Source organism: uncultured Algibacter sp., assembly GCF_947495925.1.
GTDB lineage: Bacteria > Bacteroidota > Bacteroidia > Flavobacteriales > Flavobacteriaceae > Algibacter_E.
In genome coordinates this window covers 157,258-179,579 of the sequence record NZ_CANMAU010000007.1, presented here as the reverse complement: position 1 = coordinate 179,579, position 22,322 = coordinate 157,258, and the positions used below count along the sequence as shown (strand labels likewise).

Annotated in this window: 25 protein-coding genes; 15 read left to right on the top strand and 10 right to left on the bottom strand. The window is 33.9% G+C overall.

Going from position 1 to position 22,322, the window contains the following annotated elements:
• Positions 1-11 precede the first annotated feature (11 nt).
• Complete coding sequence (locus tag Q0857_RS15415; RefSeq protein WP_298537279.1) at positions 12-2,471, top strand: TonB-dependent receptor plug domain-containing protein; 2,460 nt, start codon at positions 12-14, stop codon at positions 2,469-2,471.
• Here the strand turns inward: Q0857_RS15415 and Q0857_RS15410 are convergent.
• Positions 2,468-3,616 (bottom strand): cysteine desulfurase family protein, encoded by a 1,149-nt coding sequence (locus Q0857_RS15410; protein WP_298537276.1) that lies wholly within the window; start codon positions 3,614-3,616, stop codon positions 2,468-2,470. The two genes, Q0857_RS15415 and Q0857_RS15410, sit on opposite strands and share 4 nt — an antisense overlap.
• Positions 3,617-3,752: 136 nt before the next feature.
• On the opposite strand from Q0857_RS15410, the gene Q0857_RS15405 reads away from it, so the two are divergent.
• Positions 3,753-4,688 carry a hypothetical protein gene (locus Q0857_RS15405; RefSeq protein ID WP_298537272.1) on the top strand — a complete coding sequence of 312 codons (936 nt, stop codon included), beginning with the start codon at positions 3,753-3,755 and terminating at the stop codon, positions 4,686-4,688.
• On the opposite strand, the gene Q0857_RS15400 is transcribed toward Q0857_RS15405, so the two are convergent.
• Together Q0857_RS15400 and Q0857_RS15395 are read right to left on the bottom strand one after the other, a co-directional pair.
• On the bottom strand, positions 4,685-5,248 hold the full coding sequence (locus tag Q0857_RS15400; RefSeq protein ID WP_298537269.1) for a Smr/MutS family protein: 564 nt from the start codon (positions 5,246-5,248) through the stop codon (positions 4,685-4,687). The two genes, Q0857_RS15405 and Q0857_RS15400, sit on opposite strands and share 4 nt — an antisense overlap.
• Before the next feature lie 5 nt (positions 5,249-5,253).
• Complete coding sequence (locus Q0857_RS15395; protein ID WP_298537266.1) at positions 5,254-5,442, bottom strand: hypothetical protein; 189 nt, start codon at positions 5,440-5,442, stop codon at positions 5,254-5,256.
• 158 nt (positions 5,443-5,600) lie between these two features.
• Between Q0857_RS15395 and Q0857_RS15390 the strand changes: the two genes are divergently transcribed.
• The gene (locus Q0857_RS15390; RefSeq protein WP_298537264.1) at positions 5,601-5,882 is read left to right on the top strand and encodes a DUF2752 domain-containing protein; all 282 of its coding nucleotides are present in this window, start codon (positions 5,601-5,603) and stop codon (positions 5,880-5,882) included.
• A 10-nt stretch (positions 5,883-5,892) separates the two neighbouring features.
• Positions 5,893-6,222, top strand: coding sequence for a CCC motif membrane protein (locus Q0857_RS15385; protein ID WP_298537261.1), 330 nt, complete (start codon positions 5,893-5,895; stop codon positions 6,220-6,222).
• 72 nt (positions 6,223-6,294) lie between these two features.
• Here the strand turns inward: Q0857_RS15385 and rocD are convergent, their stop codons facing one another.
• The 4 genes from rocD to Q0857_RS15365 form a co-directional block, all read right to left on the bottom strand.
• On the bottom strand, positions 6,295-7,539 hold the full coding sequence (rocD, locus tag Q0857_RS15380) for an ornithine--oxo-acid transaminase (protein WP_298537258.1): 1,245 nt from the start codon (positions 7,537-7,539) through the stop codon (positions 6,295-6,297).
• Between the two features lie 213 nt (positions 7,540-7,752).
• On the bottom strand, positions 7,753-8,139 hold the full coding sequence (locus tag Q0857_RS15375) for a DUF6768 family protein (RefSeq protein WP_298537256.1): 387 nt from the start codon (positions 8,137-8,139) through the stop codon (positions 7,753-7,755).
• Positions 8,140-8,165: 26 nt separating this feature from the next.
• The gene (locus Q0857_RS15370) at positions 8,166-8,702 is read right to left on the bottom strand and encodes a sigma-70 family RNA polymerase sigma factor (protein ID WP_298537251.1); all 537 of its coding nucleotides are present in this window, start codon (positions 8,700-8,702) and stop codon (positions 8,166-8,168) included.
• Complete coding sequence (locus Q0857_RS15365) at positions 8,699-9,127, bottom strand: hypothetical protein (RefSeq protein WP_298537248.1); 429 nt, start codon at positions 9,125-9,127, stop codon at positions 8,699-8,701. Before Q0857_RS15365 ends, Q0857_RS15370 begins: the two co-directional genes overlap by 4 nt.
• 183 nt (positions 9,128-9,310) lie before the next feature.
• Here Q0857_RS15365 and rlmD point away from each other — a divergent pair, with 183 nt between their 5' ends.
• The 4 genes from rlmD (at position 9,311) to Q0857_RS15345 (ending at position 13,080) form a co-directional block, all read left to right on the top strand.
• Complete coding sequence (gene rlmD / locus Q0857_RS15360; RefSeq protein ID WP_298537245.1) at positions 9,311-10,726, top strand: 23S rRNA (uracil(1939)-C(5))-methyltransferase RlmD; 1,416 nt, start codon at positions 9,311-9,313, stop codon at positions 10,724-10,726.
• Between the two features lie 12 nt (positions 10,727-10,738).
• On the top strand, positions 10,739-11,296 hold the full coding sequence (locus tag Q0857_RS15355; RefSeq protein ID WP_298537243.1) for a DUF6452 family protein: 558 nt from the start codon (positions 10,739-10,741) through the stop codon (positions 11,294-11,296).
• Positions 11,283-11,993, top strand: coding sequence for a DUF6048 family protein (locus Q0857_RS15350; protein ID WP_298537240.1), 711 nt, complete (start codon positions 11,283-11,285; stop codon positions 11,991-11,993). Before Q0857_RS15355 ends, Q0857_RS15350 begins: the two co-directional genes overlap by 14 nt.
• Before the next feature lie 199 nt (positions 11,994-12,192).
• Positions 12,193-13,080 (top strand): dienelactone hydrolase family protein, encoded by an 888-nt coding sequence (locus tag Q0857_RS15345; protein ID WP_298537237.1) that lies wholly within the window; start codon positions 12,193-12,195, stop codon positions 13,078-13,080.
• 9 nt (positions 13,081-13,089) lie between these two features.
• Here Q0857_RS15345 and Q0857_RS15340 read toward each other — a convergent pair whose 3' ends face one another.
• A complete protein-coding gene (locus tag Q0857_RS15340; protein ID WP_298537235.1) occupies positions 13,090-13,584 on the bottom strand; it encodes a hypothetical protein in 495 nt (164 codons plus the stop codon).
• A gap of 754 nt (positions 13,585-14,338) precedes the next feature.
• On the opposite strand from Q0857_RS15340, the gene Q0857_RS15335 reads away from it, so the two are divergent.
• The 4 genes from Q0857_RS15335 (at position 14,339) to Q0857_RS15320 (ending at position 18,122) form a co-directional block, all read left to right on the top strand.
• Complete coding sequence (locus Q0857_RS15335; RefSeq protein ID WP_298537232.1) at positions 14,339-14,866, top strand: hypothetical protein; 528 nt, start codon at positions 14,339-14,341, stop codon at positions 14,864-14,866.
• A 240-nt stretch (positions 14,867-15,106) separates the two neighbouring features.
• Positions 15,107-16,717, top strand: a complete 1,611-nt coding sequence (locus Q0857_RS15330; RefSeq protein WP_298537196.1) for an amidohydrolase — start codon at positions 15,107-15,109, stop codon at positions 16,715-16,717.
• A 213-nt stretch (positions 16,718-16,930) separates the two neighbouring features.
• The gene (locus tag Q0857_RS15325) at positions 16,931-17,473 is read left to right on the top strand and encodes a hypothetical protein (protein ID WP_298537193.1); all 543 of its coding nucleotides are present in this window, start codon (positions 16,931-16,933) and stop codon (positions 17,471-17,473) included.
• Between the two features lie 208 nt (positions 17,474-17,681).
• The gene (locus tag Q0857_RS15320; RefSeq protein WP_298537190.1) at positions 17,682-18,122 is read left to right on the top strand and encodes a GNAT family N-acetyltransferase; all 441 of its coding nucleotides are present in this window, start codon (positions 17,682-17,684) and stop codon (positions 18,120-18,122) included.
• 154 nt (positions 18,123-18,276) lie between these two features.
• Here Q0857_RS15320 and Q0857_RS15315 read toward each other — a convergent pair whose 3' ends face one another.
• Complete coding sequence (locus tag Q0857_RS15315) at positions 18,277-19,434, bottom strand: THUMP domain-containing protein (RefSeq protein ID WP_298537187.1); 1,158 nt, start codon at positions 19,432-19,434, stop codon at positions 18,277-18,279.
• Positions 19,435-19,720: 286 nt separating this feature from the next.
• Here Q0857_RS15315 and Q0857_RS15310 point away from each other — a divergent pair, with 286 nt between their 5' ends.
• The 3 genes from Q0857_RS15310 (at position 19,721) to Q0857_RS15300 (ending at position 21,794) form a co-directional block, all read left to right on the top strand.
• Positions 19,721-20,452: a bifunctional 2-polyprenyl-6-hydroxyphenol methylase/3-demethylubiquinol 3-O-methyltransferase UbiG gene (locus Q0857_RS15310; RefSeq protein WP_298537184.1), complete on the top strand. Its 732-nt coding sequence runs from the start codon at positions 19,721-19,723 to the stop codon at positions 20,450-20,452.
• Positions 20,453-20,544: 92 nt separating this feature from the next.
• On the top strand, positions 20,545-21,219 hold the full coding sequence (locus Q0857_RS15305) for a ZIP family metal transporter (protein WP_298537181.1): 675 nt from the start codon (positions 20,545-20,547) through the stop codon (positions 21,217-21,219).
• 146 nt (positions 21,220-21,365) lie between these two features.
• Entirely contained in the window at positions 21,366-21,794 is a 429-nt protein-coding gene (locus Q0857_RS15300) for a DUF4268 domain-containing protein (RefSeq protein ID WP_298537178.1), read from the top strand.
• Here the strand turns inward: Q0857_RS15300 and Q0857_RS15295 are convergent, their stop codons facing one another.
• Positions 21,795-22,301 carry a GNAT family N-acetyltransferase gene (locus Q0857_RS15295; protein WP_298537175.1) on the bottom strand — a complete coding sequence of 169 codons (507 nt, stop codon included), beginning with the start codon at positions 22,299-22,301 and terminating at the stop codon, positions 21,795-21,797.
• Between the last annotated feature and the right edge of the window lie 21 nt (positions 22,302-22,322).

The following is a 22,322-nucleotide window of genomic DNA, read 5'->3' as shown; positions in this document are numbered from 1 at the left end:
CTTTTTTGCTTTTGAAATCAAAATTTGTACTAACCACCACCCTTCTTTTTTTAATTACTACTATAGGTATTGCTCAAACAGCAACCTTGAAAGGTGTTATTTTAAATAAAAACAATCAGCCTGTTGAAAAAGTAAGTGTTAAAACAGAAAATGGAGGTACAGAAACCAACGCTAACGGTTTTTACTCCATTACTATTCCGTCAAATCAAGATATTTCGGTTGAGTTCACACACCTTTCGTTAAAAAAGGTCGTTAGTGTTTTTAATTTGAAAAATGGTGAGGAATACGAATTCAACCCTGTAATGAGTGCTTCAGTAGAGCAAATTGCGCCTGTAGTTATAAATAGTAATAGGCGAAAAGAAGTTGAAGGCGTTGTCACTTTGAATCCTGAAACTATTAGAAAAATTCCTGGAGCCAGTGCCGGAGTAGAAAACTTACTATTAACGTTGCCAGGAGTAAGCAATAATAATGAACTGAGTACGCAATATTCGGTTCGCGGTGGTAATTTTGATGAAAATCTGGTTTACGTTAATGGTATTGAAGTTTATCGTCCATTCTTAATTCGTTCTGGTCAACAAGAAGGATTAAGCTTTGTGAATACTGATTTGGTTCAGAATGTTGATTTTTCGGCGGGTGGTTTTCAAGCTAAATATGGAGACAAACTATCTTCAGTTCTCGATATTACCTATAAAAACCCTTATCAGTTTGAGGTTAACGCAGATTTAAGTTTATTAGGTGGTAGTTTATCTGTTGAAAACATAAGCAAAGATTCGAAGTTTACAGGAATTGTTGGTGGAAGATATCGAGATAATAGCTTATTGGTAAATGCCAGAGAAACCGAAACAAACTTCAATCCCACATTTGCCGATTTACAAGGTTTTTTCACATATCGATTTTCAAATAAGTTTCATTTAAGTTTTTTAGGAAACGCATCCATAAACACTTATAATTATGAACCTTTTACTCGGCAAACAAACTTTGGAACACTTACCGACCCCATTGCCCTTTTAATCTTTTATGAGGGGCAAGAAAAAGACAGATACCAAACCTTATTTGGAGCATTTAAAGGATCTTACTTTGCAAATGATGATTTAAACCTACACCTTGTTGCTTCAACATATCATACAAGAGAAGAAGAATACTACGATATTTTTGCACAATATAGATTAGGAGAAGTAAACGCTAATATTGGTGATGAAAATTTTGGTGAGGTTGAATTTTCACAGGGTATTGGAAGTCAACTTACCCATGGCAGAAACGACCTGGATGCATTAATTACAAATATTGAGCACAAGGGAGATTTCAAAATTGAAGAAAACCGAATTGAGTGGTCTGTAAAATATACAAACGAAAATATTCGCGACCGTTTAGTAGAATGGGAAGTTATAGATTCTGCAGGGTTTTCTATCAGACCGCCTAGCTTCCCACCAAACGAGCAACCGTATCAGCCTTTCGCAGGTCCACTTGAACCTTTTCAGAATGTTCGAGCAAAAAACAACACGCAAATCAATAGGATTCAGGCATATGGACAATGGAGTAAACGAAGTACTCTAGGGAATAGTAATGTTTGGTATAATTTTGGTTTGAGAATGCATAACTGGTCTGTAAAAGGTGATGGTATTAAAAGCTCAAACAGTACAGTTGTTACACCAAGAGGTCAGTTTGCCATAAAACCAGATTGGAAAAAAGATATGCTTTTTAGAGCTGCTGCGGGACTTTATTATCAGCCACCATTCTACAGAGAGTTAAGAGATTCAAGTGGTGTGGTCCAGCCTAACGTAAAGGCTCAAAAATCCTTTCATGTTGTTTTAGGTAATGATTATAGCTTCGAAATGTGGAATAGGCCTTTTAAATTAACATCAGAGATTTTTTATAAAAACCTTTGGGATGTTAACCCATATACACTCGAAAATGTGCGTATTCGATACCGGGCTAAAAACAATGCAACTGCTTATGCCTATGGTTTGGACTTAAGATTAAACGGTGAATTTGTTCCTGGAACTGAATCTTGGTTTAGTTTTGGTTATTTAAAAACAGAGGAAAATATAGATAATAGAGGGTTTATTTCCAGACCTACAGATCAACGTTTAAAATTTGCTGCTCTTTTTCAGGACTACGTTCCAAACATGCCAAATCTTAAAGTATATTTAAATCTAGTTTATAATACAGGATTGCCGGGAGGATCACCAAGTTATGCTGACCCTTATGAATATCAAAACAGGCTTCCTGATTATAAACGTGCAGACTTAGGTCTGCAGTATGTTCTTGTTGATGCTAATAAACAATTTAGTCGTGGTTGGAAAAAACCATTTAAAGCACTCTCATTTGGTTTTGAGATCTACAATATGTTTGATGCTCAAAATTCAATAACCAATACGTGGGTGAGAGATGTAAGCAATAAAAGGCAAATTGCTATTCCAAATTACTTAACACCAAGGGTATTTAATGTTAGAACAACCATGAAGTTTTAGGGCTCTGAAATAAAAGTTTTTAAAACGCTTACTACATAATCAACTTCCTCTTTTGTATTATAAATACTAAATGAAAAGCGTAAAGATGGTTTACTCAATTCTTCTTCTTTTAGTATTTCAGTTAACACATGAGACTTTTGTATGCTGCCACTTTGGCAAGCACTTCCTTTAGAACAAGCAATACCTTTCAAATCCAACTGGAACAATAGCATAGATGCTTTTTCTGGTGGAATAGGTAGTCTTACGTTTACCATAGTATAGCTGCTTTTTTCAAAATCAGCAGAACCGGCATTAAATCTAGCATTTGGGATTTCCTTTGAAATTTGATCAATAAAATATTGCTTTAAAGCACTTATATAATCTTTGTCTTTATCTAAATCATTATAAGCTAAGTTTAAAGCCATTTCCATACCTACAATATTGTGAAGGCTCTCTGTTCCTGCTCGCAAACCTCTTTCCTGTTCACCTCCAATAATCAGTGGTCCTAAACCTGAATTCTTTCTAATAAACGCAAAGCCTACACCCTTAGGACCGTGAAATTTATGAGCTGATGCAGCAAGAAAATCAATATTAATATCTTGCATATTCATATTATAATGTCCTATAGACTGTACGGCATCGGTATGAAACAAAGCCTTGTAGGTTTTACAAAGTTCAGATACTTTCTTAATATCTAAAATGTTTCCAACCTCGTTATTTACATGCATTAAACTCACGAGTGTTTTCTCTTCTGTCTGTAATAAGGCTTCCAAATGATTTATATCTATAAAGCCACTATTATCTAAATTAATGTAGCTCACCTTTATATTATAGTCTTTTTTTAGAGCCTCAACAGTATGTAAAACTGCATGATGTTCTATTTTTGACGTTACAATATGAGTAACACTCAAATCTTTCACAGCACTTTTTAGGACTAAATTATCTGCCTCGGTACCTCCAGAAGTAAATATAATTTCCCCTGCCGATACGTTTAAGTGTTTCCCTATTACTTTACGCGAATGTTCTACCAAAACCTTTGAAGATCTTCCATAACTATGAGATGAAGATGGATTCCCAAAATTAGTCTTCATAACCTCAAAAACAGCCTCTGCAACCTCTTCTCTTACAGGCGTGGTAGCAGCATTATCAAAGTAAACACGTTTCATTTTATTCATTGTATTCGACTATAGTTTCGTTTATTTAAAATCTATAAATACGCCTCAAAAATACTTGAAATAAAATTATTATCATTATGATACGTTATAATTGTCAATTCCTTTATTTTTGCCAAAAACAAATAGCATGCGAAAGTTAGTTTTTACTTTAATCACTCTACTACTTATACTATTTTACTCATGTAACGATGGTGATATTATTACGGTAGAACTCGATTTTGAAGATACTTTTGAGTCTTGTGGTAGCACCAATCTTACGCTATATAAAACCAAAGAAGATCCATCTGAATCTTTATCCTTGTTTTTAAATGGGGTTACCTTAGATGACATACTTGAAGTTGATGAGGATGGTATTTTTGAAAAAGCTTACTCAATCAATACTTCAAACCCTTTTAATTATAGAACGTATAGTAATACAAATCTACCTAGTAATTTATTTTGCAATGATGTTCCAAATTCAGAAGTTATAATTACACAAGATATTGAAAGTACTAGCGGTGTGGCCATCTTAAAAACAGTTCTTACAGAAGATGATAACGATGGTGTACCAGCCCTTTTAGATATTGATGAAGAAAAAAACAATGATACCGACGGAGATGGTATCCCTAATTTTATTGATGCTGATGATGACGGAGATAATATCTTAACTAAAGATGAGAACCCGGACCCTAACGGAGATGGAGACCTAAGTGATGCTCAAGATACGGATGGAGATTCAATTCCTGACTATTTAGACGATGACGATGATAACGATGGAGTTAAAACGAGAGATGAAGAAAATGACTCTCAAGACAACAATCCTGCTAATGATCAAAGTGGCTCAGTAATAGATCCTATTACGGGTGTAGAGCGGTTAATTGCAGACTATTTAAACGATAAAATATCTACAACAGTTGAGGCCACAGCATATAGAGAGCATAGCATTGGTCAGACATATGAAGTCACCTTAATTTTAAGAGATATTGATATTCAAATAATCTCGGCCGATTTCTATGACTTTGGAAAACTTGTAAATAGTGCATTATCAAAAACAAGAAAAGTAACTCCTGAATTTACTAATTAATTAGATGATGCGTTCTGACAAATATAAACTTCTGTGGCGCCTAAACCATACTTTTGATAATTAGCCTCGTAATACTTTACATTATTGTAACGTCCAAATAAGTACTCAAGTTCTAATTTTAATACTCCCTGACCCACACCATGAATAAAAACGACTTTTTGAATACGCTTTGAAATTGCAAAATCTAATTGCCTTTTAGCCGTATCTAATTGAAGCGTTAACATATCATGTTTTGCCATTCCTTTTGACGATTTCACTAATTGATGAATATGCAAATCTACTTCTAGAGTGGGTTCATAACGATCTTTAGCTCTTTTCTTAATTTGTTGTTTTCGTTTTGGTTGTTCTTTTTCGGCCACAACAGCATTAACAGATGTTTCAGAAAACAAAGCTGTTTTTAAACTTTGGTTTTTTTCATGTTTCACTAACTCATTAGCCTGAAATTTCATCAGAAATCCTTCTTCTGTTTCAATAGTAATTGTTTGATTATTTACATGCTTTACAATACCTGCCATGTCTTCATCTAGCACCAATACGTAATCACCAACTTCAAAACTCATAATAATTAATTTTCGCGATCTTCTTTATTCTCATTCGCATTTCTACTGGGAATAGTCCTAGAGATTCTGTAAACTCCAATCATTAACAAAACAATGCCCCCCATCAACATTAATTGATTTTCGTGTTCACCAACCTTGGCATACATGGCCGTAAATGCTCCGATTATAATAAGAATATAGTTTAAATACTTCATACAATTTTTAATAACCTTTTGCATGCAAATTACGCCAAAAATCAGAAATCACTCGTTTAATTAGTTAAAAAAAAAAGAAACTTCCCATATAAATGAAGCGATTTAAAATCCATTTACTTTTATTATTTTAGCCTTTAAACCTAATCCTTTTAGTATTTATGGAAGAATACATGTTACCTTGTTTAAACAAAAAACTTTTGGGGTTTGAGTGTTTTGGGTGCGGTATTCAACGTTCGGTAGCATTAATTCTAAAAGGCGAGCTTTTGGAAGCTTTTTATATGTATCCTGCTATTTATACTTTAATGCTTCTTTTGGGGTTAATAATTATTAATGCTTTTCAAAATTTCAAGTTAGGTACCAAAATAATTACTATTTTGGCTATATTAAATGCCGTAATAATTGTATCAAGTTTTTTAATTAAAAATTTTATAATCAACTAAAACCTTAAAAATGGAACAACAAAAACTTCCCAATTCAACACTTATTTTAGTATTAGGAATCTTATCAATCCCAACATGCTGTTGCTATGGTATTATTGGTTTAATTCTCGGCATTGTAACTATCGTTTTGGCTAATAAAGCAGCAAAGCTATATGCAGAGAATCCAGATACTTATACGGGTTTTCAAAATGTAAAGACTGGAAAAATTTTAGGTATTATTGGAATTATATTAGCTGTACTTTATATAATTTTCTGCGTAATTATGATTTCTATGTTTGGTTGGGAAACATTACAAGATCAAGAGTTGCTTCAAGAACAATTACAAGATATGATGGGATAACAGTTATTTTATCCACGAGTATAAAAAAGCGACCTATGGTCGCTTTTTTATTTATAAATACCTTGCTTCTCTTTAATCTTCAAATGACTTTAGTGTGTTAATTATAATTGATACACAATCTAATAACTGTTCTTCGGTCATCACCAATGGTGGGGCAAACCGAATAATATTACCATGTGTTGGTTTTGCTAGTAAACCATTATCTTTCAACGCCAAACATATATCCCATGCTTTATTACTTCCTTCATCATCATTTATGACAATAGCATTAAGTAGTCCTTTTCCTCTTACTAATTTTACGACTCCACTAGTTTGAATATATTTATTTAACTCCTTTCTAAATAATTCACCTAAAGTAAATGCATTTTCAGCCAATCTTTCATCCCTAACCACTTCTAAAGCCGCCATAGCCACCGCTGCTGCTACCGGATTTCCGCCAAAAGTACTACCGTGATTTCCAGGCTTAATCACATTCATAATACTATTATTAGCTAATACTGCAGATACAGGGTAAACACCACCACTAATAGCTTTACCTAAAATAAGAACATCTGGTTTTACGTTTTCATGGTCTACAGCAAGTATTTTTCCTGTACGAGCAATACCTGTTTGAACCTCATCTGCTATAAATAACACATTATACTTCTCACATAAAGCCTTTGCCTTAGCTAAATATCCAGCATCAGGTACGTAAACACCAGCTTCACCTTGTATAGGCTCCACTAAAAATCCAGCAACATTAGAATTACTCTTTAAAACCTCTTCTAGAGCGTCTAAATTATCATATTCAATCTTTATGAATCCATTTGTATAAGGTCCAAAATTTTTGCGTGCTACAGAGTCGTTAGAAAACGAAATAATTGTTGTGGTCCTACCATGGAAATTATTCTCACAAACAATAATTTCAGCTCTATTTTCATCAATACCTTTTACCTCATAGGCCCATTTCCTGCATAGCTTTAGTGCGGTTTCTACAGCCTCAGCACCTGTATTCATAGGTAAAAGCTTATCGAATTTAAAAAACTCACAAGCGAATTTTTCAAATTGACCAAGCATATCATTGTAAAATGCTCTTGAAGTTAGTGTTAATGTTTGCGCCTGTTGTACCATAGCATTAACAATTTTTGGATGACAATGCCCTTGGTTTACAGCAGAATATGCCGATAGAAAGTCATAATACTTTGCACCCTCAACATCCCACACATACACACCTTCTCCCCTATTCAACACTACAGGCAACGGATGATAATTATGTGCACCATACTTGTTTTCTAAATCGATCGCTTGTTGCGAAGTTAATTGGTCTAAAACAGCCATTTTTAAAAATAATTTAAGGTTTAATGTCTTTACAAAAGACACCGTTTGACACCATTTATTGGTGCAAACATTAATAATTAAATCTCGCTTATCGAGTAAAATAACTATTCCTTATCTACCTTTATCCTTTCGAAAGAGTCGAAAATTCAGCGTGGGAAAGAAATCATCCCTAGGAACGCCAAAATTAACAAATTTTAATTATTTCTAAAAACCTTAGTCAGACATTCTTCCTGAGAGTGAAGATACCTGCAATTCTAATCGTTTAATTTCTCTTAATAAGGCATTTTTATCCATTTGCATCCAGGCAAAAATTTTCAGCATACTAACGCCTATCAGAAAAACAAGACTTCCTGTTGCCCACTTAATTAGATCAAAAGTTATTTCAGAATTAAAAAATTGTACTAGGCAATAGATGAATAAACCAAAAAACACTAGAGTCATAAAATTCATAAGATACATGATCCACTTGTTTTTTCCTTTAAATAAACCCCATACCATCTGGAACACATTTTGCTCATCTAAATCATCATAAAATTTAGCTTCTTCTTCAGTTAACGTTTCTTTTATCAATTTATCTATGTCTTCATTATATGTTTTCATGTCTTTTATTTTTATATATTAGATAATTATGTTTTTAAAATTTGTTTTAATCGTTCTCTAGCATGGAATAATCTTGATTTTACAGTACCTACCGATATATCAAGCAAAGAACTAATTTCTATTAACGAGTACTCTTGGGTATAAAATAACCTAATAACCATTTTCTGATGTGCAGGTAGTGTATTTATAGCTGAAATTAGTTTTAATTTTATAGCCACATTCGTACTCTCATCATCCTCAACACCAGTGCTATTATACTTATAATCGTCAAGGTTATTTTTAAACTTCTTATTCGCCTTAATCCAATCCAACGACTTTGTATAAACAATACGTAGCGCCCAACTCCCAAAGCTATCTGGTTTTTTTAAACTATCTATTTTACTAATTATCACACTCCAAGAATCTTGTGCAATGTCTTTGGCAACATCAGTATCTTTCACAAGCCAATAGGCTTTTTCACAAAACGTTTTATGCCATCGTTTTACCAATATAGCAAGTGCATCTTTTTTACCAGATTGAAATTGCTGAACTAAAATACTATCGATTTCCCTTTCTTTTTTCACTTACTTGGTCTTAGTAAAAATCGCCATAAACATACCCAAGAACTCCATGTCGTAAATTTTTTAGTCGCTACAAAATTGTTTTCAATGGTATCAAAGGCATTTTCAATTAAGGCACCATGCAACCATCTTATAACCAAAATCCACTTAAAAGTAGCTATTAGACCATCAGTTTTCATCTTTATGCTATGCTTAACTTCTGTAATATCCTCATTTAATGCTCTAATTTCAAACTTATGAATACCATTAAACCTTTTTGGCTTCAAGAATTCGAAGGTAATATACTCTCCTTCTTTATAGCCTTTAATGGAATACCTAATCATACCATGTCCGCCTTGCTCACCTACTTCCAACCCTTTTTTAAACTTCATAGCTGGCCAATTATCTTTTGGCCACATCCTATCTTCTCTAGTTGCTAAGGTTTTCATTAAACTAGAAACCTTCGTTTTGGGTTGATTAATAATTCGCTTATGTATATTTATAACTTGCATACTATACTAAAGACGACCAAAGAATAAAAAGGTTCATTTATTTTTTGAATAATATTAAATTCCTTTAAAGTTAATAGAAATAAAGTCATATTTATTTGTTGCTATTATTATTTTTGCAGCATGTCTAGAAGAAGTAAACAGAGAAAAAAAGTTTTTGAAAATATTGAGGTCATAGATGCCGGAGCAAAAGGTAAAACTGTTGCTAAAGCACCCGATGGCAAAGTGATTTTTTTACCTAATGCCGTACCTGGTGATGTTGTAGATGTACAAACATTTAAAAAACGAAAAGCCTATTACGAAGGGAAAGCAACTACTTTTCATAAACTTTCTGATAAACGAACGGACCCTGTCTGCGAGCATTTTGGAACTTGTGGTGGCTGCAAATGGCAAGATATGGGTTACAAACATCAACTCTATTACAAACAGAAAGAAGTTACCAATAACTTAACCCGGATTGGTCATATAGAACTGCCTGAGGTCACTCCAATCCTTGGGTCCAAAGAGCAATACTTTTATAGAAATAAGATGGAATTTTCTTTTAGTGATAGTCGTTGGTTAACCTTGGAAGAAATTCAGTCGGATGAAGACTTAGGTGATAAGAACGCTTTAGGTTTTCATATTCCGGGTATGTGGGATAAAATTTTAGATTTAAACAAATGCCACCTACAAGCCAATCCATCAAATGAAATAAGAAATGCAGTAAAGGCATTTGCTATTGAAAACAACTTAGAGTTTTTCAATACCCGTAATCAAACTGGTTTGTTACGTACCATGATGATAAGAACCTCTAGCACAGGTGATATTATGGTGATGATTCAGTTTTTTAAAGACGACAAAGTAAAACGTGAGTTACTTTTAGATTTTATAGCCGAAAGCTTTTCAAAGATTACATCTTTACAATATGTAATTAACGAGAAAGCTAACGATACTATTTACGATCAAGAAGTCATTTGTTATAAAGGTGCCGATCATATCTTTGAAGAAATGGAAGGGTTAAAATTTAAAATAAATGCCAAATCCTTTTATCAAACCAATTCTAATCAAGCCTATGAACTTTACAAAATCACGCGAGACTTTGCTGGTTTAACTGGTGGTGAGCTCGTTTATGATTTATATACGGGTACTGGAACCATTGCTCAGTTTGTATCAAAGCAGGCGAGTAAAGTTATTGGGGTAGAATCTGTACCAGACGCCATAATTGCGGCTAAAGAAAATGCACAATTAAATAACATTAATAACGTTGAATTCTTTGTTGGAGACATGAAAAACGTATTTAATGCTACCTTTATAGAAACTCATGGTGAACCCGATGTTATTATTACCGATCCGCCAAGAGATGGTATGCATAAAGATGTGGTACAGCAAATTTTGAATATTGCTCCCAAAAAAGTAGTATATGTAAGTTGTAATAGTGCTACTCAGGCAAGAGATTTAGCATTAATGGATGCCCAATATAAAGTAATTAAAACCCAAGCTGTCGATATGTTCCCGCAAACATTTCATGTGGAAAATGTTGTACTTTTGGAACGTCGATAATCGGCTAATCATATGAAAGTAAAATTCTTTAAGTTTCTTATAATTCCTCTAATAACAGTTATCTGTTTTTCGTTGGCTTGTGAGCCCGATGATATTTGTCCAGAATCCACCTCTACCACTCCAAGGCTTATTATTGATTTTTATGATGCTAACAATCAAGAAAACCTGAAAAACGTTTTTGACTTACGCATTGAAGGCATTGGAAACACGACCTATTTAGACGGAAAAGATTTAAGTGGAAATGAAATAGCCTATGATGGTGCATCAAATTTTAATAACGCCCTCCTTCCCTTAAAAACAGATGCAAACACAACTCAATTTGTGCTTATTAAAGAATACGAATTTGTAGATGACACAACCCCGCCAAAAGGAAATCGAGATACCATCACTATTAATTATAGTAGGGAGCTCGTTTATGTTTCAAGAGCTTGTGGTTACAAAACAATTTATAAGGATGTGACCTTAACTATCGAACCAGATGATGATAATTGGATGAAATCTAGACAACCCTTAAGTGATAATCAATCTGTAGAAAATGAATTTGAAACCCACTTTAATGTTACGCACTAACCGCCTACTTTTTATACTGTTGTTTTGTGCAACCTTAGGTGCGCAAAATGATAGTATTCCAAACACGGTAAAAGACTCCGTAGGCATTGATCAAAAATATGGACTACGCTTAGGGGTCGATATTGGGAAAATAGGACGTTCTTTTTTAGATGAGGAGTATACTGGTTTTGAAATTATTGGAGATTTTAGACTCACACAAAAATTATACGTAGCAGGTGAGATTGGTGTAGAAGAAAAAAGTACAATTACCGAATATATGGATATCAAGACCTCAGGAAGTTATTTGAAAGCAGGTATTGACTATAATATGTACGACAACTGGTTAAACATGGATAACATGATTTTTGCGGGTTTTAGAGTGGGCGCCAGTACTTTTAGTCATGATTTAAATAGTGCTACTGTTTATACCACAAATCAATATTGGTCACCTCAATTAACTTCAACAGAAAAACTAGAATTTAGTGGTTTAACCGCATTTTGGGCTGAAATTCTATTGGGCATTAAAGCCGAAATATTCAATAACTTATATATGGGATTGAACGTACAACTTAAAATTTTAGCTTCTGAAACTGATCCAGAAAATTTTGGTAATGTATATATTCCTGGGTACCATAAAAATTACGATAGCAGTCCTATTGGTGTGGGTTACAGCTATACGCTGTCTTACCGCATTCCTTTCTTTAAGAAAAGTAAATAAGACTATTTCCAAGCCCGCTTACCATTTACCATTAATGTTACTCAAACATCATGGTTTTAATATTTGTTCAGCTATGTAACTATTGAAAGTTACTAATATTATTGCAGTATAGTTGTTCTAGATATGGGTTAAGTAAGGTGTTTTCAACAACATCAAATTTTATTATCTTTATTAAATCAGGTTCTTAAAACATATCACAATGAAAAAATTAAAAAAAGAAGATATTAATCAAGAGGTTTTTGATTTATATGATGACTATGCGCATAATAAAATTGGGAGACGGCAATTTGTTGAAAAACTATCACTTTATGCTATTGGTGGGCTTACCGTTTCTTCTTTATTAAGTTTTATAACACCAAATTACGTGGATAACTTAGTAGTAGAACCTGATGATTGCCGACTAGATTCCGATTATATTACTTATAATTCCCCAAAAGGCGGTGGTACTATAAAAGGCTTATTATCTTTACCAGATAAGACCACAGGAAAACTACCCGGTGTGATTGTGGTTCATGAAAATCGCGGATTAAACCCATATATTGAAGATGTTGGCAGGCGTACAGCCCTTGATGGTTTTATTTCATTGGCACCTGATGCCTTAACGCCACTAGGAGGTTACCCAGGAAATGACGATGATGGCAGGGCGATGCAAAAGAAAAGGAACCGTAATGAAATGCTAGAAGATTTTATTGCGGCTTATGACTATTTATTAAATCATGAAAACTGCAATGGCAAAATAGGCGTGGTAGGTTTTTGTTTTGGAGGTTGGATTGCTAATATGATGGCTGTTGAAGTACCAAACTTATCGGCAGCGGTTCCATTCTACGGTGGGCAGCCTTCTAATGAAGATGCTGCAAAAATTAAAGCGCCTTTGTTATTACAATTTGCAGGATTAGATACTAGAGTTAATGCAGGATGGCCAGATTATGAAGCAGCTTTAAAAGCAAATCATGTGACCTACAAAGCACATATCTATCCCGATGTAAATCATGGGTTTCATAATAACACCACACCTCGTTATGATGAAAAGGCGGCTGCTCTAGCCTGGGAACGCACCATTACTTTTTTTAAAGAAAACCTTAAGTAGATAATACTGCTAGTTCCTAAATTTAAAAAACACTTGCTTAACCTCTTGTTTACCAAAGTGGTTAATTAAGGCACGCAAACTGCAAAATAAAAATATGGAAGCTATTAGCCATAATTGTGTAGCCATATAATGGGCTAAATTAATTTCATCGAACATCAAAGTATTGGCCTCAGAAAAACTATGTGGCGATTTCCAAAAATGAATTAGGTGTTCGATATAGCTAAACAGCAAAGTCACTAATATATAAATAAACGTCTTCCATAAGACCTCATATATTAAGGGCTTGGTATTCGAAAACTTTACATATTCAATTTCATCTACAATAAGCACCACTTTTGCTAAGATTAGAGCCATAATAGTAGCGTTGCTAAAGCTAACCACATCTATACTATATTCCCTTAATATTAATGCTTTTGTTATGGCTAGAAGTTGAAACGTAATAAAGAAATACACAAAACTAGGAATCATAGCTTTGAACATGTTTATAATTTTTGAAAATGCCATATATTATAATTGTTTTAAGAACAGATTGAATAAAATCGGGTATAAAGATAGAATTTATTTAACAAGGGTCCACATTTACAGTGTTTAAAATAAGTTGGTAAAAGTTCACTTATTATAACCAAAAAGTGTCCTGAGGTCAATTGCCATTTCTTGCCAAAATAAGCCTGAAGGAAACTAGGCGAACCCTTCATAAAGTCTACAAACGAACTACAAAAGGGTATTTAGCCTCAAGGGATAATACGGCATATGGTGTCTAGCAGCGCAAGCGCTATAATTGTTAATAATTACGAATTATTATATATGCTTTATAACAAGACAACATAACGGTGCTTATCCACTTATTTAAACCATTAAAAACGAACGAATACAATTATTATTTTTATAAAATTGACAAATTGCTTGCTGTATATAGCCCTAAATTTAAGTACTAGAGCCTTCTTGTAGTTTTATCGTAAAACTTCGAATTAATGACCTTTAACTACCCAGGTCTGTTTTTTCCAAGAAATTTCAATTATCACTTGGTATTAGTCATTGAAACTTATAGGTATCATTTTACTAAGTATAGCTTGGCATAAAGTTTGAGCAATATTGACATATCAAATCTTAAACACAAAATAATGAAATCGATTTTATTTGCTCTTTTTATAATGGTTATCAATCAAGTATCCTTAGCGCAAGAAACCAAGATAGAAGAAGCATTAACTGATTCTGTTTCTATAAGACTAGACATGTTGCGTTTGATGAAAATTCATTCATGAATGTTTTAGATGCTGAGAATAATATTATTGCTCACTATGACAGATTTGAAAATAAAAGTGGTCCTGTTAAGTCCGTAAGACTATTTAACTTAGAAAAAGAATTAATTTATGTTCTGGTTCCCATAATTACGAATAAGGGGTATGAAATTCATTTGAGGAATAAAGACCAATTAAGAGGGCTGGTTAAACTTACAGAAAAACTGAAAGGCCTCGGCGTTTCCTACCAATCAGAAGTAGCCTATTTTCAAAAACCTTATAGTTATGATTACGCCGTAAATATTGGTATTGGAAAAGTAGATATAAAACACCGTGTTAACTACAAAAATCAAGAAGTTATTTCTTACCAAGAACATGTTTCGGCGTTCTCAGGAATTAACACGTCACCATCTGTTATCAATAAATCTTTTTATTTAGAAAACAAATTAGATGTTGTAAATTGGGTATTGATTATACAATTGATTGAAGAATTATCATCAGAAGTATCAAAAAATAATAGGAATAAACGTCTAGTTGGATTCAAATAATATGTGCTAACAGATTCCATAACCGTTTTTTATATCCCTCTTTTTGTACCTTTGTTCCAATAGCTCACCTGCGATTAAATGGTCGTTAACATCAATTAATTAGAAACCATAATGAAAAAGTTATTTCTTCTACTAACCGCTATTGTTACATTGATTGTAACATCTTGCAACCAAAATAAAAAAGAACATCCTGCACAAGTCAACAGCACCAAAATCTATTTTAATGGTGATATCATAACGATGGAAGGCCAGCATCCTGAATATGCAGAAGCTATTGTTGAGGACTTAGGGAAAATTGTCTATGTTGGAACCTTAGACCATGCTCAGACCAAATTTTCAGCTGCACGAAAAATAGACCTTCAAGGTAAAACAATGCTTCCTGGCTTTATAGACGCACACAGTCATTTTAGCATTGCTCTAGGCCTTGTGAATCAGGCAAATTTATGCAGTCCGCCCATGGGCGAAATCAAAAATTTTAATGACATCCAAAAGGCTTTAGTTGCATTAAAGGACGCTCGTAACATCCCCGAAGGCGAATGGGTAATTGGCTGGGGATATGATCCATTCCAGTTGGAAGAAAACAGAGACATCACTAAAGTTGAATTAGATGAAGTATTGCCAAATCACAAAGTTATGCTAGTACACATTTCAAATCACGGGGCTGTGCTTAACTCAAAAGCATTAGAATGGGCCAATATAAATTCGGATACCGCGCAACCATCAGGTGGTGTTATTGCAAGAATGGAAGGCAGCATGGATCCGGCAGGCATGATTTTCGAAACAGCATGGCTTCCAGTGAAAGCGAATAAGCCTAAATCTAATGAGGCACAATTAATGAAAGATATAGATAACGTTGTCATGCAATATGCTGCTAATGGTTACACCCATGCCCAAGACGGAGCAACCTTTACCAATGAAGCTCTATTCTTGAAAAATGCTGCCGCCGAGGGGAAACTAAAGATTGATGTAGCTGCGCTCATGATATTTGCTGAAATGGACCAATGGATGAATCACCCAGACCTTAACTTCACCAAAGCCTATAAAAATGGACTTAAAATTCAGGGTGTGAAAATTGTCCAAGACGGCTCTCCCCAAGGAAAAACGGCTTACATGACCCAACCTTATCTAACAGGAGGACCAGCGGGTGAGACCGATTGGTATGGTGAACCTACACTCACAAGAGAACAATTCACCGCACTTTTTACCAAAGTTTGGAATGAGGGATTACAAATTTTTGTACACGTTAATGGAGATGCGGCAAGTGATGACCTAATTCATGCCTTGGAAACCGTTGGAGCAACTACGGAGCAAGATAAAAGAACAGTGACGATTCACACTCAATTTCAACGAACAGATCAAATTAAAAAGTTTGCTGAGCTTGGCATCAGCCCGAGCTATTTTACAAATCACTGTTTTTATTGGGGAGACGACCATATTAGAAATCAAGGTGAAGAACGGGGGAAAGCTATCAGCCCAATGAAATCCGCTATGGAGGCTGGTTTAATTGTTTCAAATCATTCGGACTTCAATGTGACTCCACTAAATCCATTTTTCATTTTATGGACATCAATGACAAGAGAAACGAGGTCTGGTGTTCAACTCGATCAAAATGAAAGACTAAATGCTTATGAGGGTCTTCAAGCCTTAACTACAGGAGGTGCCTATCAAGTTTTCGAAGAAAATAGAAAAGGCATGATTAAAGTAGGTTTATTAGCTGATTTTGTAATAATAGATAAAAACCCCTTGAAAATAGAAACAGATCTGATAAAGGAAATTACCGTTCTTGAAACTATAAAAGAAGGTCAAACGATATATAAAAAAACAATTGACACCAACAATAGCTTTAAGTAACGGCGCCCTGCTCACCTACTTTATAGACTTGCCTTTCTAATTGCATTTATTCATGACATGCACTGAAATTGTTAACAATTACGCATAACTAAGCATTAACTATTTAGCAAGAATATTCTAACTTCGCTTATCGACGGATATAAGTCATTAAAACAAACGTATATCATTAAAGCTGTAAGTAATTAAACCATCCGCTTCAAATATATGAACTGAATGATAAAAGCAATTGTCCTAATTTCACTTTACACGTTAGTATATAGTTCAATTTCCTGTTTAAATGCTCAATCTATTATTCCCTGGTCTAAAACAACCAAACTGGAATGGTCCGATTTTAAAGCTCCTCCAAACACTGATATTATTGGCTATGCTCAAACGTCTTACAAAATAGAAATTCAGCCTTCTGATGTTGCTGTAGATGAAAATAATAATATTCAAAATTATCAATCTCTTAGTGTTGTGGCCAATTTTTACACTAATCACTCTTGGGTGTTTAAAAAAGATGATTATTTACTCAAACATGAACAATTACATTTTGACATAGCTGGATTATACGCTCGTAAAATGATGATTGAATTTGATAAATTAAAAAAGAATAAAATTGCAGATTTCGATTCTTACATGAGCGTTTACAAAAGCATATGGACCGAATGTCGGAATATTCAAAAAAAATATGACAAAGAGACTAATCACGGATTATTAGTGGAAGCAAATAATAGTTGGATAGAAGAAATCGCATCAGAAATCAATAAAATTTAAAAACGACTTACAGCATTGTATAAAAATAGGCATAAGTTTATTCCTAAACCAAAAGTTAATGCTAGTTTGCTTGTTTATGATTTTCCTTCGGAAAATCCTTGCACAAAGACAGGCAAATTTCCAGATGCAAACACGTTGTGTGCAATTACGAAAAAGAATCAATTCAACTAATATTATAAATTGTTTTACAGCATTTTAAACACTAAAAATGAATATTGAAATAACCTCTAATCCGGAAAAAGAAGACTTAAAAACTATTAGTGAAGGTATCCAAAATTATAATCAATATTACATTCCTGATGAGGTGGTTTTTGAAAAAGACACAAAATTTACAGTTTTTGCAAAAGATGATAATGGAAAAGTTGTAGGCGGTATAAGAGCTTGTGCATTTTGGAATTACTGTATCATTGAACTTCTATGGCTTTCTGAAAAAACTCGAGGATTAGGAATAGGTAAAAAATTAATAAAGGCAACTGAAGAATTCGCTTTAGAAAAAGGATTTAACTATGTGAGAACTGAAACGTTAAGCTTTCAAGCTCGTCCATTTTATGAAAAACTTGGATATAGAGTTTTTGGAGAATTACCTGATTACCCAAAAGGTCATACGACATATTGTTTAGTTAAAGAGCTTAAACAGTTCAAAAAATGATAAAACTGTGTACAACAATGGCCATATGTAATGGCTTACTATTTACTACTTTGGAAATCCCTACTGAATTTCCGCCGTCAGTTTGTACTAGCGAAACTTATTAGTAAATTCACGTAACTACGAATAGCCGAACACGATAAGCGCAACTAAAAAATCACTTCATATATTTCCCTTTCTTACTGCCTTCATACATGACATATTTCACCAAACGCGATTCTAGTTTGGCATTAAACAATTGTATTTTTCGCGAAGGGCGTAAACCAACGTACTTAAGCGCATCTAGGTTTGAGGTAATAAACCACGCATCTGTACCTGGGTAGTTTTGCTTTAAGGTATCGCCTATGTTGGCATAAAATTCTTCCATATCAATATTTAAACGCTCACCATACGGCGGGTTAAATACCATGTGTAATTTATTATCGCCGCCTTTTTGAGTTTTAAAGAAATCTTCGTGCTTCACTTCAATAAAATCTTCAAGCTGTGCGTTTTTTACATTTTCTTTGGCTTTTGCTACAGCACTTGGTGCTTTATCGTACCCTATAATTTTATGATGAAAATCGCGTGTTTTTCCTAAAAGGGATTCTTCAATTTTCTCGAACAATTCTACATCCCAATCTTCCCAACGCTCGAAAGCAAACTCTTTACGCATAAGGTTAGGTGGTATATTACAGGCTATCATGGCCGCCTCAATAAGCATAGTGCCCGAACCACACATGGGATCCATAAAATCGGTCTGTCCGTCCCAACCCGATAACATAATAAGGCCTGCTGCCAGTACCTCGTTTATGGGCGCGATATTGGTTGCAGTTTTATAACCTCGCTTGTGCAGGGAATCGCCAGAAGAATCCAGAGAAATGGTGCATTTTCGTCTATCGATATGTACATTTATTTTAAGGTCTGGGAATTTTAAATCTACATTTGGTCGCTGTCCATCGGTATCGCGAAACTTATCGACAATGGCATCTTTTGTTTTTTGTGCGATGTATAAGGAGTGCGAAAACAAATCTGAATGGATGGTGGCATCGATCGCTAAAGAGCCTGTAGGTTTTAGGTATTTAGACCAATCCATAGCATAGATTTTATTGTATAAATCTTGCTCGTTATTAACGTTAAACGAATGAATAGGTTTCAAAATTTTAACAGCAGTACGTAAAGCTAAATTAGCTTTATACATAAACCCTTTATCGCCCGAAAAAGCCACATTACGAACGCCTTTTTTAACGTACATAGCGCCAAGTTGTGTTAGTTCTTTTTCTAATAAATCTTCAAAGCCAAATAAGGTTTTGGCCACCATGTTGAAATTTTCTCCCATTTTTTTCGTCTGATAGATTTTTACGTCCAATAGATTGCAAAAATAATGTAATTTTGCGGCAAACGTAATGTTTATTGATAATTCGGGTTAAGGATTGCAGCGGCATCCTTTTTAAAAACATAGAAACGTTATTACGAGGCATTTTTTGCCGTGGCCATTTGCTAATCGAGGAAAAGATTATCATGCCATTTCTGGCCTCATGATAACGAACTTTAAACTTTTTAAAAAGATATAGCGTAAAGCCTGACCCCCGAAAATTTCTCGGGGGTAACCCCAAAAAAAGTATATGACAAACAATACTAGTACTTGGTTTACTTCTTGGTTTGACACGCCATTTTACCACATTTTATACAAGGATAGAGACGATACCGAAGCGCATCTATTTATGGACACCTTAACGAATTACTTAAATATACCAGAGCACGGTACCATTTTAGATTTGGCTTGTGGTAAAGGGCGCCATGCACGTTACTTGAACAAAATTGGATATGATGTTACGGGTGTAGATTTAAGTGCTAACAGTATTGCTTTTGCTAAACAGTTTGAAAATCACCGCTTGCATTTTAATGTGCATAACATGTGCAAACCCTACCATAAACAGTTTGACGCCGTTTTTAATTTGTTTACCAGTTTTGGGTATTTTGATGATGATGGGGATAACTTAAAAACCATAATGGCTATTAAGGAGGAACTTAACGAGTTTGGTTTTGGAGTCATTGATTTTATGAATAGTGAGTTTGTTATTGACAATTTGGTACCCCAAGAGGTTAAAACGGTTGATGATATTGAATTCCATTTAAAACGTTATGTTGAAGACGGATATATTATAAAAGATATTACTTTTACTGCCGATAACAAAATATATAATTTTCAGGAGCGTGTGCGCTGGTTTACTTTAGCTGATTTTAAATTGCTTTTTGAACAAGCTGGTGTGCATTTATTAGAGGTTTTTGGTGATTATAAGTTACATAAATATAATGCAAAAACGTCTGAGCGCTTAGTAATGATTTTTAAATAAGCCAATAATGTTTTTTATTGCAAGCGGGCAAGTTGAATATTTTGTTGCTTGCACTATGGATTATTTGATTTTAAAATTGACTTGTATTTTGAATGAATAAATTTCTTTTTCCTATATATGCTGTTATTTTAGGTGTTATTATTGCAAAACTATCTAAAGATAAAAAAAAGTGGAACACGAAACTTCTGCTCTCTTTTAGTGGTGCTTTTTTACTAGCACTAACACTTTTTGAATTACTGCCTGAAGTATACGAACATTTAGATACGAAACGTACCGGACTATTTATTATGGGCGGTATCTTACTGCAAATTATTTTGGAATTGTTCTCTAAAGGTGCCGAACATGGGCATGTGCATATTCATAAAACTGAAACCGCTTTCCCTTGGCTATTGTTTATAAGTTTGTGTATCCATAGTTTTTTGGAAGGGTTTCCAATACACCAACATAACGATATGGTTTATGGCGTTTTAATTCATAAAATTCCTATTGCTACAATTGTAAGTCTGTTTTTATTTCAGTCGAAGTTTAGTAAGTTTCAAATTATAACGTTTTTATTGATTTTTACTACCATGACGCCTTTAGGAACCTATATTTCGAATACCGCCGATTTAAGTATGCAGCTAGCGCATAGTATTAATGCTGTAGTGATTGGTATATTTTTCCATATATCTACAACCATTTTATTTGAAAGTGGCGAGGGCCATAAATTTAATTTGTCGAAGTTTATATCTATCATTCTTGGGGTTGGTATAGCTTATTTTATTTAGCTGATGGTTGATGGTTGATGATTGATGATTGATGATTGATGGTAAATAATATTCAAAATGGCAAGAGTGACACACTTTTAACTTTTAACTTTTAACTTTTAACTTTTAACTTTTAACTTTTAACTTTTAACTTTTAACTAAAACTAATGTTTAGCAAAGAAGAATCTAGAATATTAAGACAAGAGTTTTGGACAAGTTTTGGGAAATCTTTTCCGCGAAAATGGGTTTTGTATGATACTAAACTAAAGGGCTTATCATTTAAATTTCACTTTGATAATAAGAAAGCGCTCATTGCTTTAGATTTGGAAGACGATCTTGAAAACCGTATTAAACATTGGCAGAAACTACTCGCTTTAAAATCTATTCTTTTAGACGACTATCTTCCTGAAGCGATTTACGAAGAAGAATTTTTTCTCGATAACCATAAAGAAATATCACGAATTTATATCCCCTTAGAACAAAAAGTATCCATACATAACAAAAACACTTGGCGAGAGGTTATGGAATTCTTCAATACAAACATGAGCTTATTTGAAGCTTTTTTTGAGGAGTATAAAGATGTGATTGACGGATAATTATATTCCCTTTAACTTAAGGTGTTTCACCATCAAATAATCGTCCATGATAAACCCATTTCCTATATCCGTAATCACCGATTCCGTATTAACAAAGCCCATGTTTCCGTAAAACCCAATAGCACCATAATTGTATTTATTTACGTGAAGTTTAACCATGGGCTTACCTTTATCTTGAGCCATAGATACCACAAAATCAATTACTGTTTTTGCAATACCTTTTCCTCTACTTTCCTTCATAACATATAGCTTACTAATGTACAAATAGTCAAGATGTTTCTCCATGGCTAGATAACCTACAGGCTTATCGTTATAAGTCATATAAAAAAACAAAGCGCCATTATTTGCGCGTTCTGTAATATGTGACACCGAGTTATACTTTTCAAGCATGTACTCTATTTGCTCTACACTTATAATTTTTATGTAGTGTTCATGCCATATTTCATGCGCCAAACGCGATATGGTTTCGAAATGTGCTAAAGAGGTAGCTGGTAGAATATGTATCATATATTTAAATTGAAACACAAG

Coding starts and splice junctions, on each gene's coding strand:
- Q0857_RS15410 (WP_298537276.1), bottom strand. CDS start 3,616: ATGAAACGTGTTTACTTTGATAATGCTGCTACCACGCCTGTAAGAGAA.
- Q0857_RS15405 (WP_298537272.1), top strand. CDS start 3,753: ATGCGAAAGTTAGTTTTTACTTTAATCACTCTACTACTTATACTATTT.
- Q0857_RS15400 (WP_298537269.1), bottom strand. CDS start 5,248: ATGAGTTTTGAAGTTGGTGATTACGTATTGGTGCTAGATGAAGACATG.
- Q0857_RS15395 (WP_298537266.1), bottom strand. CDS start 5,442: ATGAAGTATTTAAACTATATTCTTATTATAATCGGAGCATTTACGGCC.
- Q0857_RS15390 (WP_298537264.1), top strand. CDS start 5,601: ATGGAAGAATACATGTTACCTTGTTTAAACAAAAAACTTTTGGGGTTT.
- Q0857_RS15385 (WP_298537261.1), top strand. CDS start 5,893: ATGGAACAACAAAAACTTCCCAATTCAACACTTATTTTAGTATTAGGA.
- rocD (WP_298537258.1), bottom strand. CDS start 7,539: ATGGCTGTTTTAGACCAATTAACTTCGCAACAAGCGATCGATTTAGAA.
- Q0857_RS15375 (WP_298537256.1), bottom strand. CDS start 8,139: ATGAAAACATATAATGAAGACATAGATAAATTGATAAAAGAAACGTTA.
- Q0857_RS15365 (WP_298537248.1), bottom strand. CDS start 9,127: ATGAAAACCTTAGCAACTAGAGAAGATAGGATGTGGCCAAAAGATAAT.
- rlmD (WP_298537245.1), top strand. CDS start 9,311: ATGTCTAGAAGAAGTAAACAGAGAAAAAAAGTTTTTGAAAATATTGAG.
- Q0857_RS15355 (WP_298537243.1), top strand. CDS start 10,739: ATGAAAGTAAAATTCTTTAAGTTTCTTATAATTCCTCTAATAACAGTT.
- Q0857_RS15350 (WP_298537240.1), top strand. CDS start 11,283: ATGTTACGCACTAACCGCCTACTTTTTATACTGTTGTTTTGTGCAACC.
- Q0857_RS15345 (WP_298537237.1), top strand. CDS start 12,193: ATGAAAAAATTAAAAAAAGAAGATATTAATCAAGAGGTTTTTGATTTA.
- Q0857_RS15340 (WP_298537235.1), bottom strand. CDS start 13,584: ATGGCATTTTCAAAAATTATAAACATGTTCAAAGCTATGATTCCTAGT.
- Q0857_RS15335 (WP_298537232.1), top strand. CDS start 14,339: ATGAATGTTTTAGATGCTGAGAATAATATTATTGCTCACTATGACAGA.
- Q0857_RS15330 (WP_298537196.1), top strand. CDS start 15,107: ATGGAAGGCCAGCATCCTGAATATGCAGAAGCTATTGTTGAGGACTTA.
- Q0857_RS15325 (WP_298537193.1), top strand. CDS start 16,931: ATGATAAAAGCAATTGTCCTAATTTCACTTTACACGTTAGTATATAGT.
- Q0857_RS15320 (WP_298537190.1), top strand. CDS start 17,682: ATGAATATTGAAATAACCTCTAATCCGGAAAAAGAAGACTTAAAAACT.
- Q0857_RS15315 (WP_298537187.1), bottom strand. CDS start 19,434: ATGGGAGAAAATTTCAACATGGTGGCCAAAACCTTATTTGGCTTTGAA.
- Q0857_RS15310 (WP_298537184.1), top strand. CDS start 19,721: ATGACAAACAATACTAGTACTTGGTTTACTTCTTGGTTTGACACGCCA.
- Q0857_RS15305 (WP_298537181.1), top strand. CDS start 20,545: ATGAATAAATTTCTTTTTCCTATATATGCTGTTATTTTAGGTGTTATT.
- Q0857_RS15300 (WP_298537178.1), top strand. CDS start 21,366: ATGTTTAGCAAAGAAGAATCTAGAATATTAAGACAAGAGTTTTGGACA.
- Q0857_RS15295 (WP_298537175.1), bottom strand. CDS start 22,301: ATGATACATATTCTACCAGCTACCTCTTTAGCACATTTCGAAACCATA.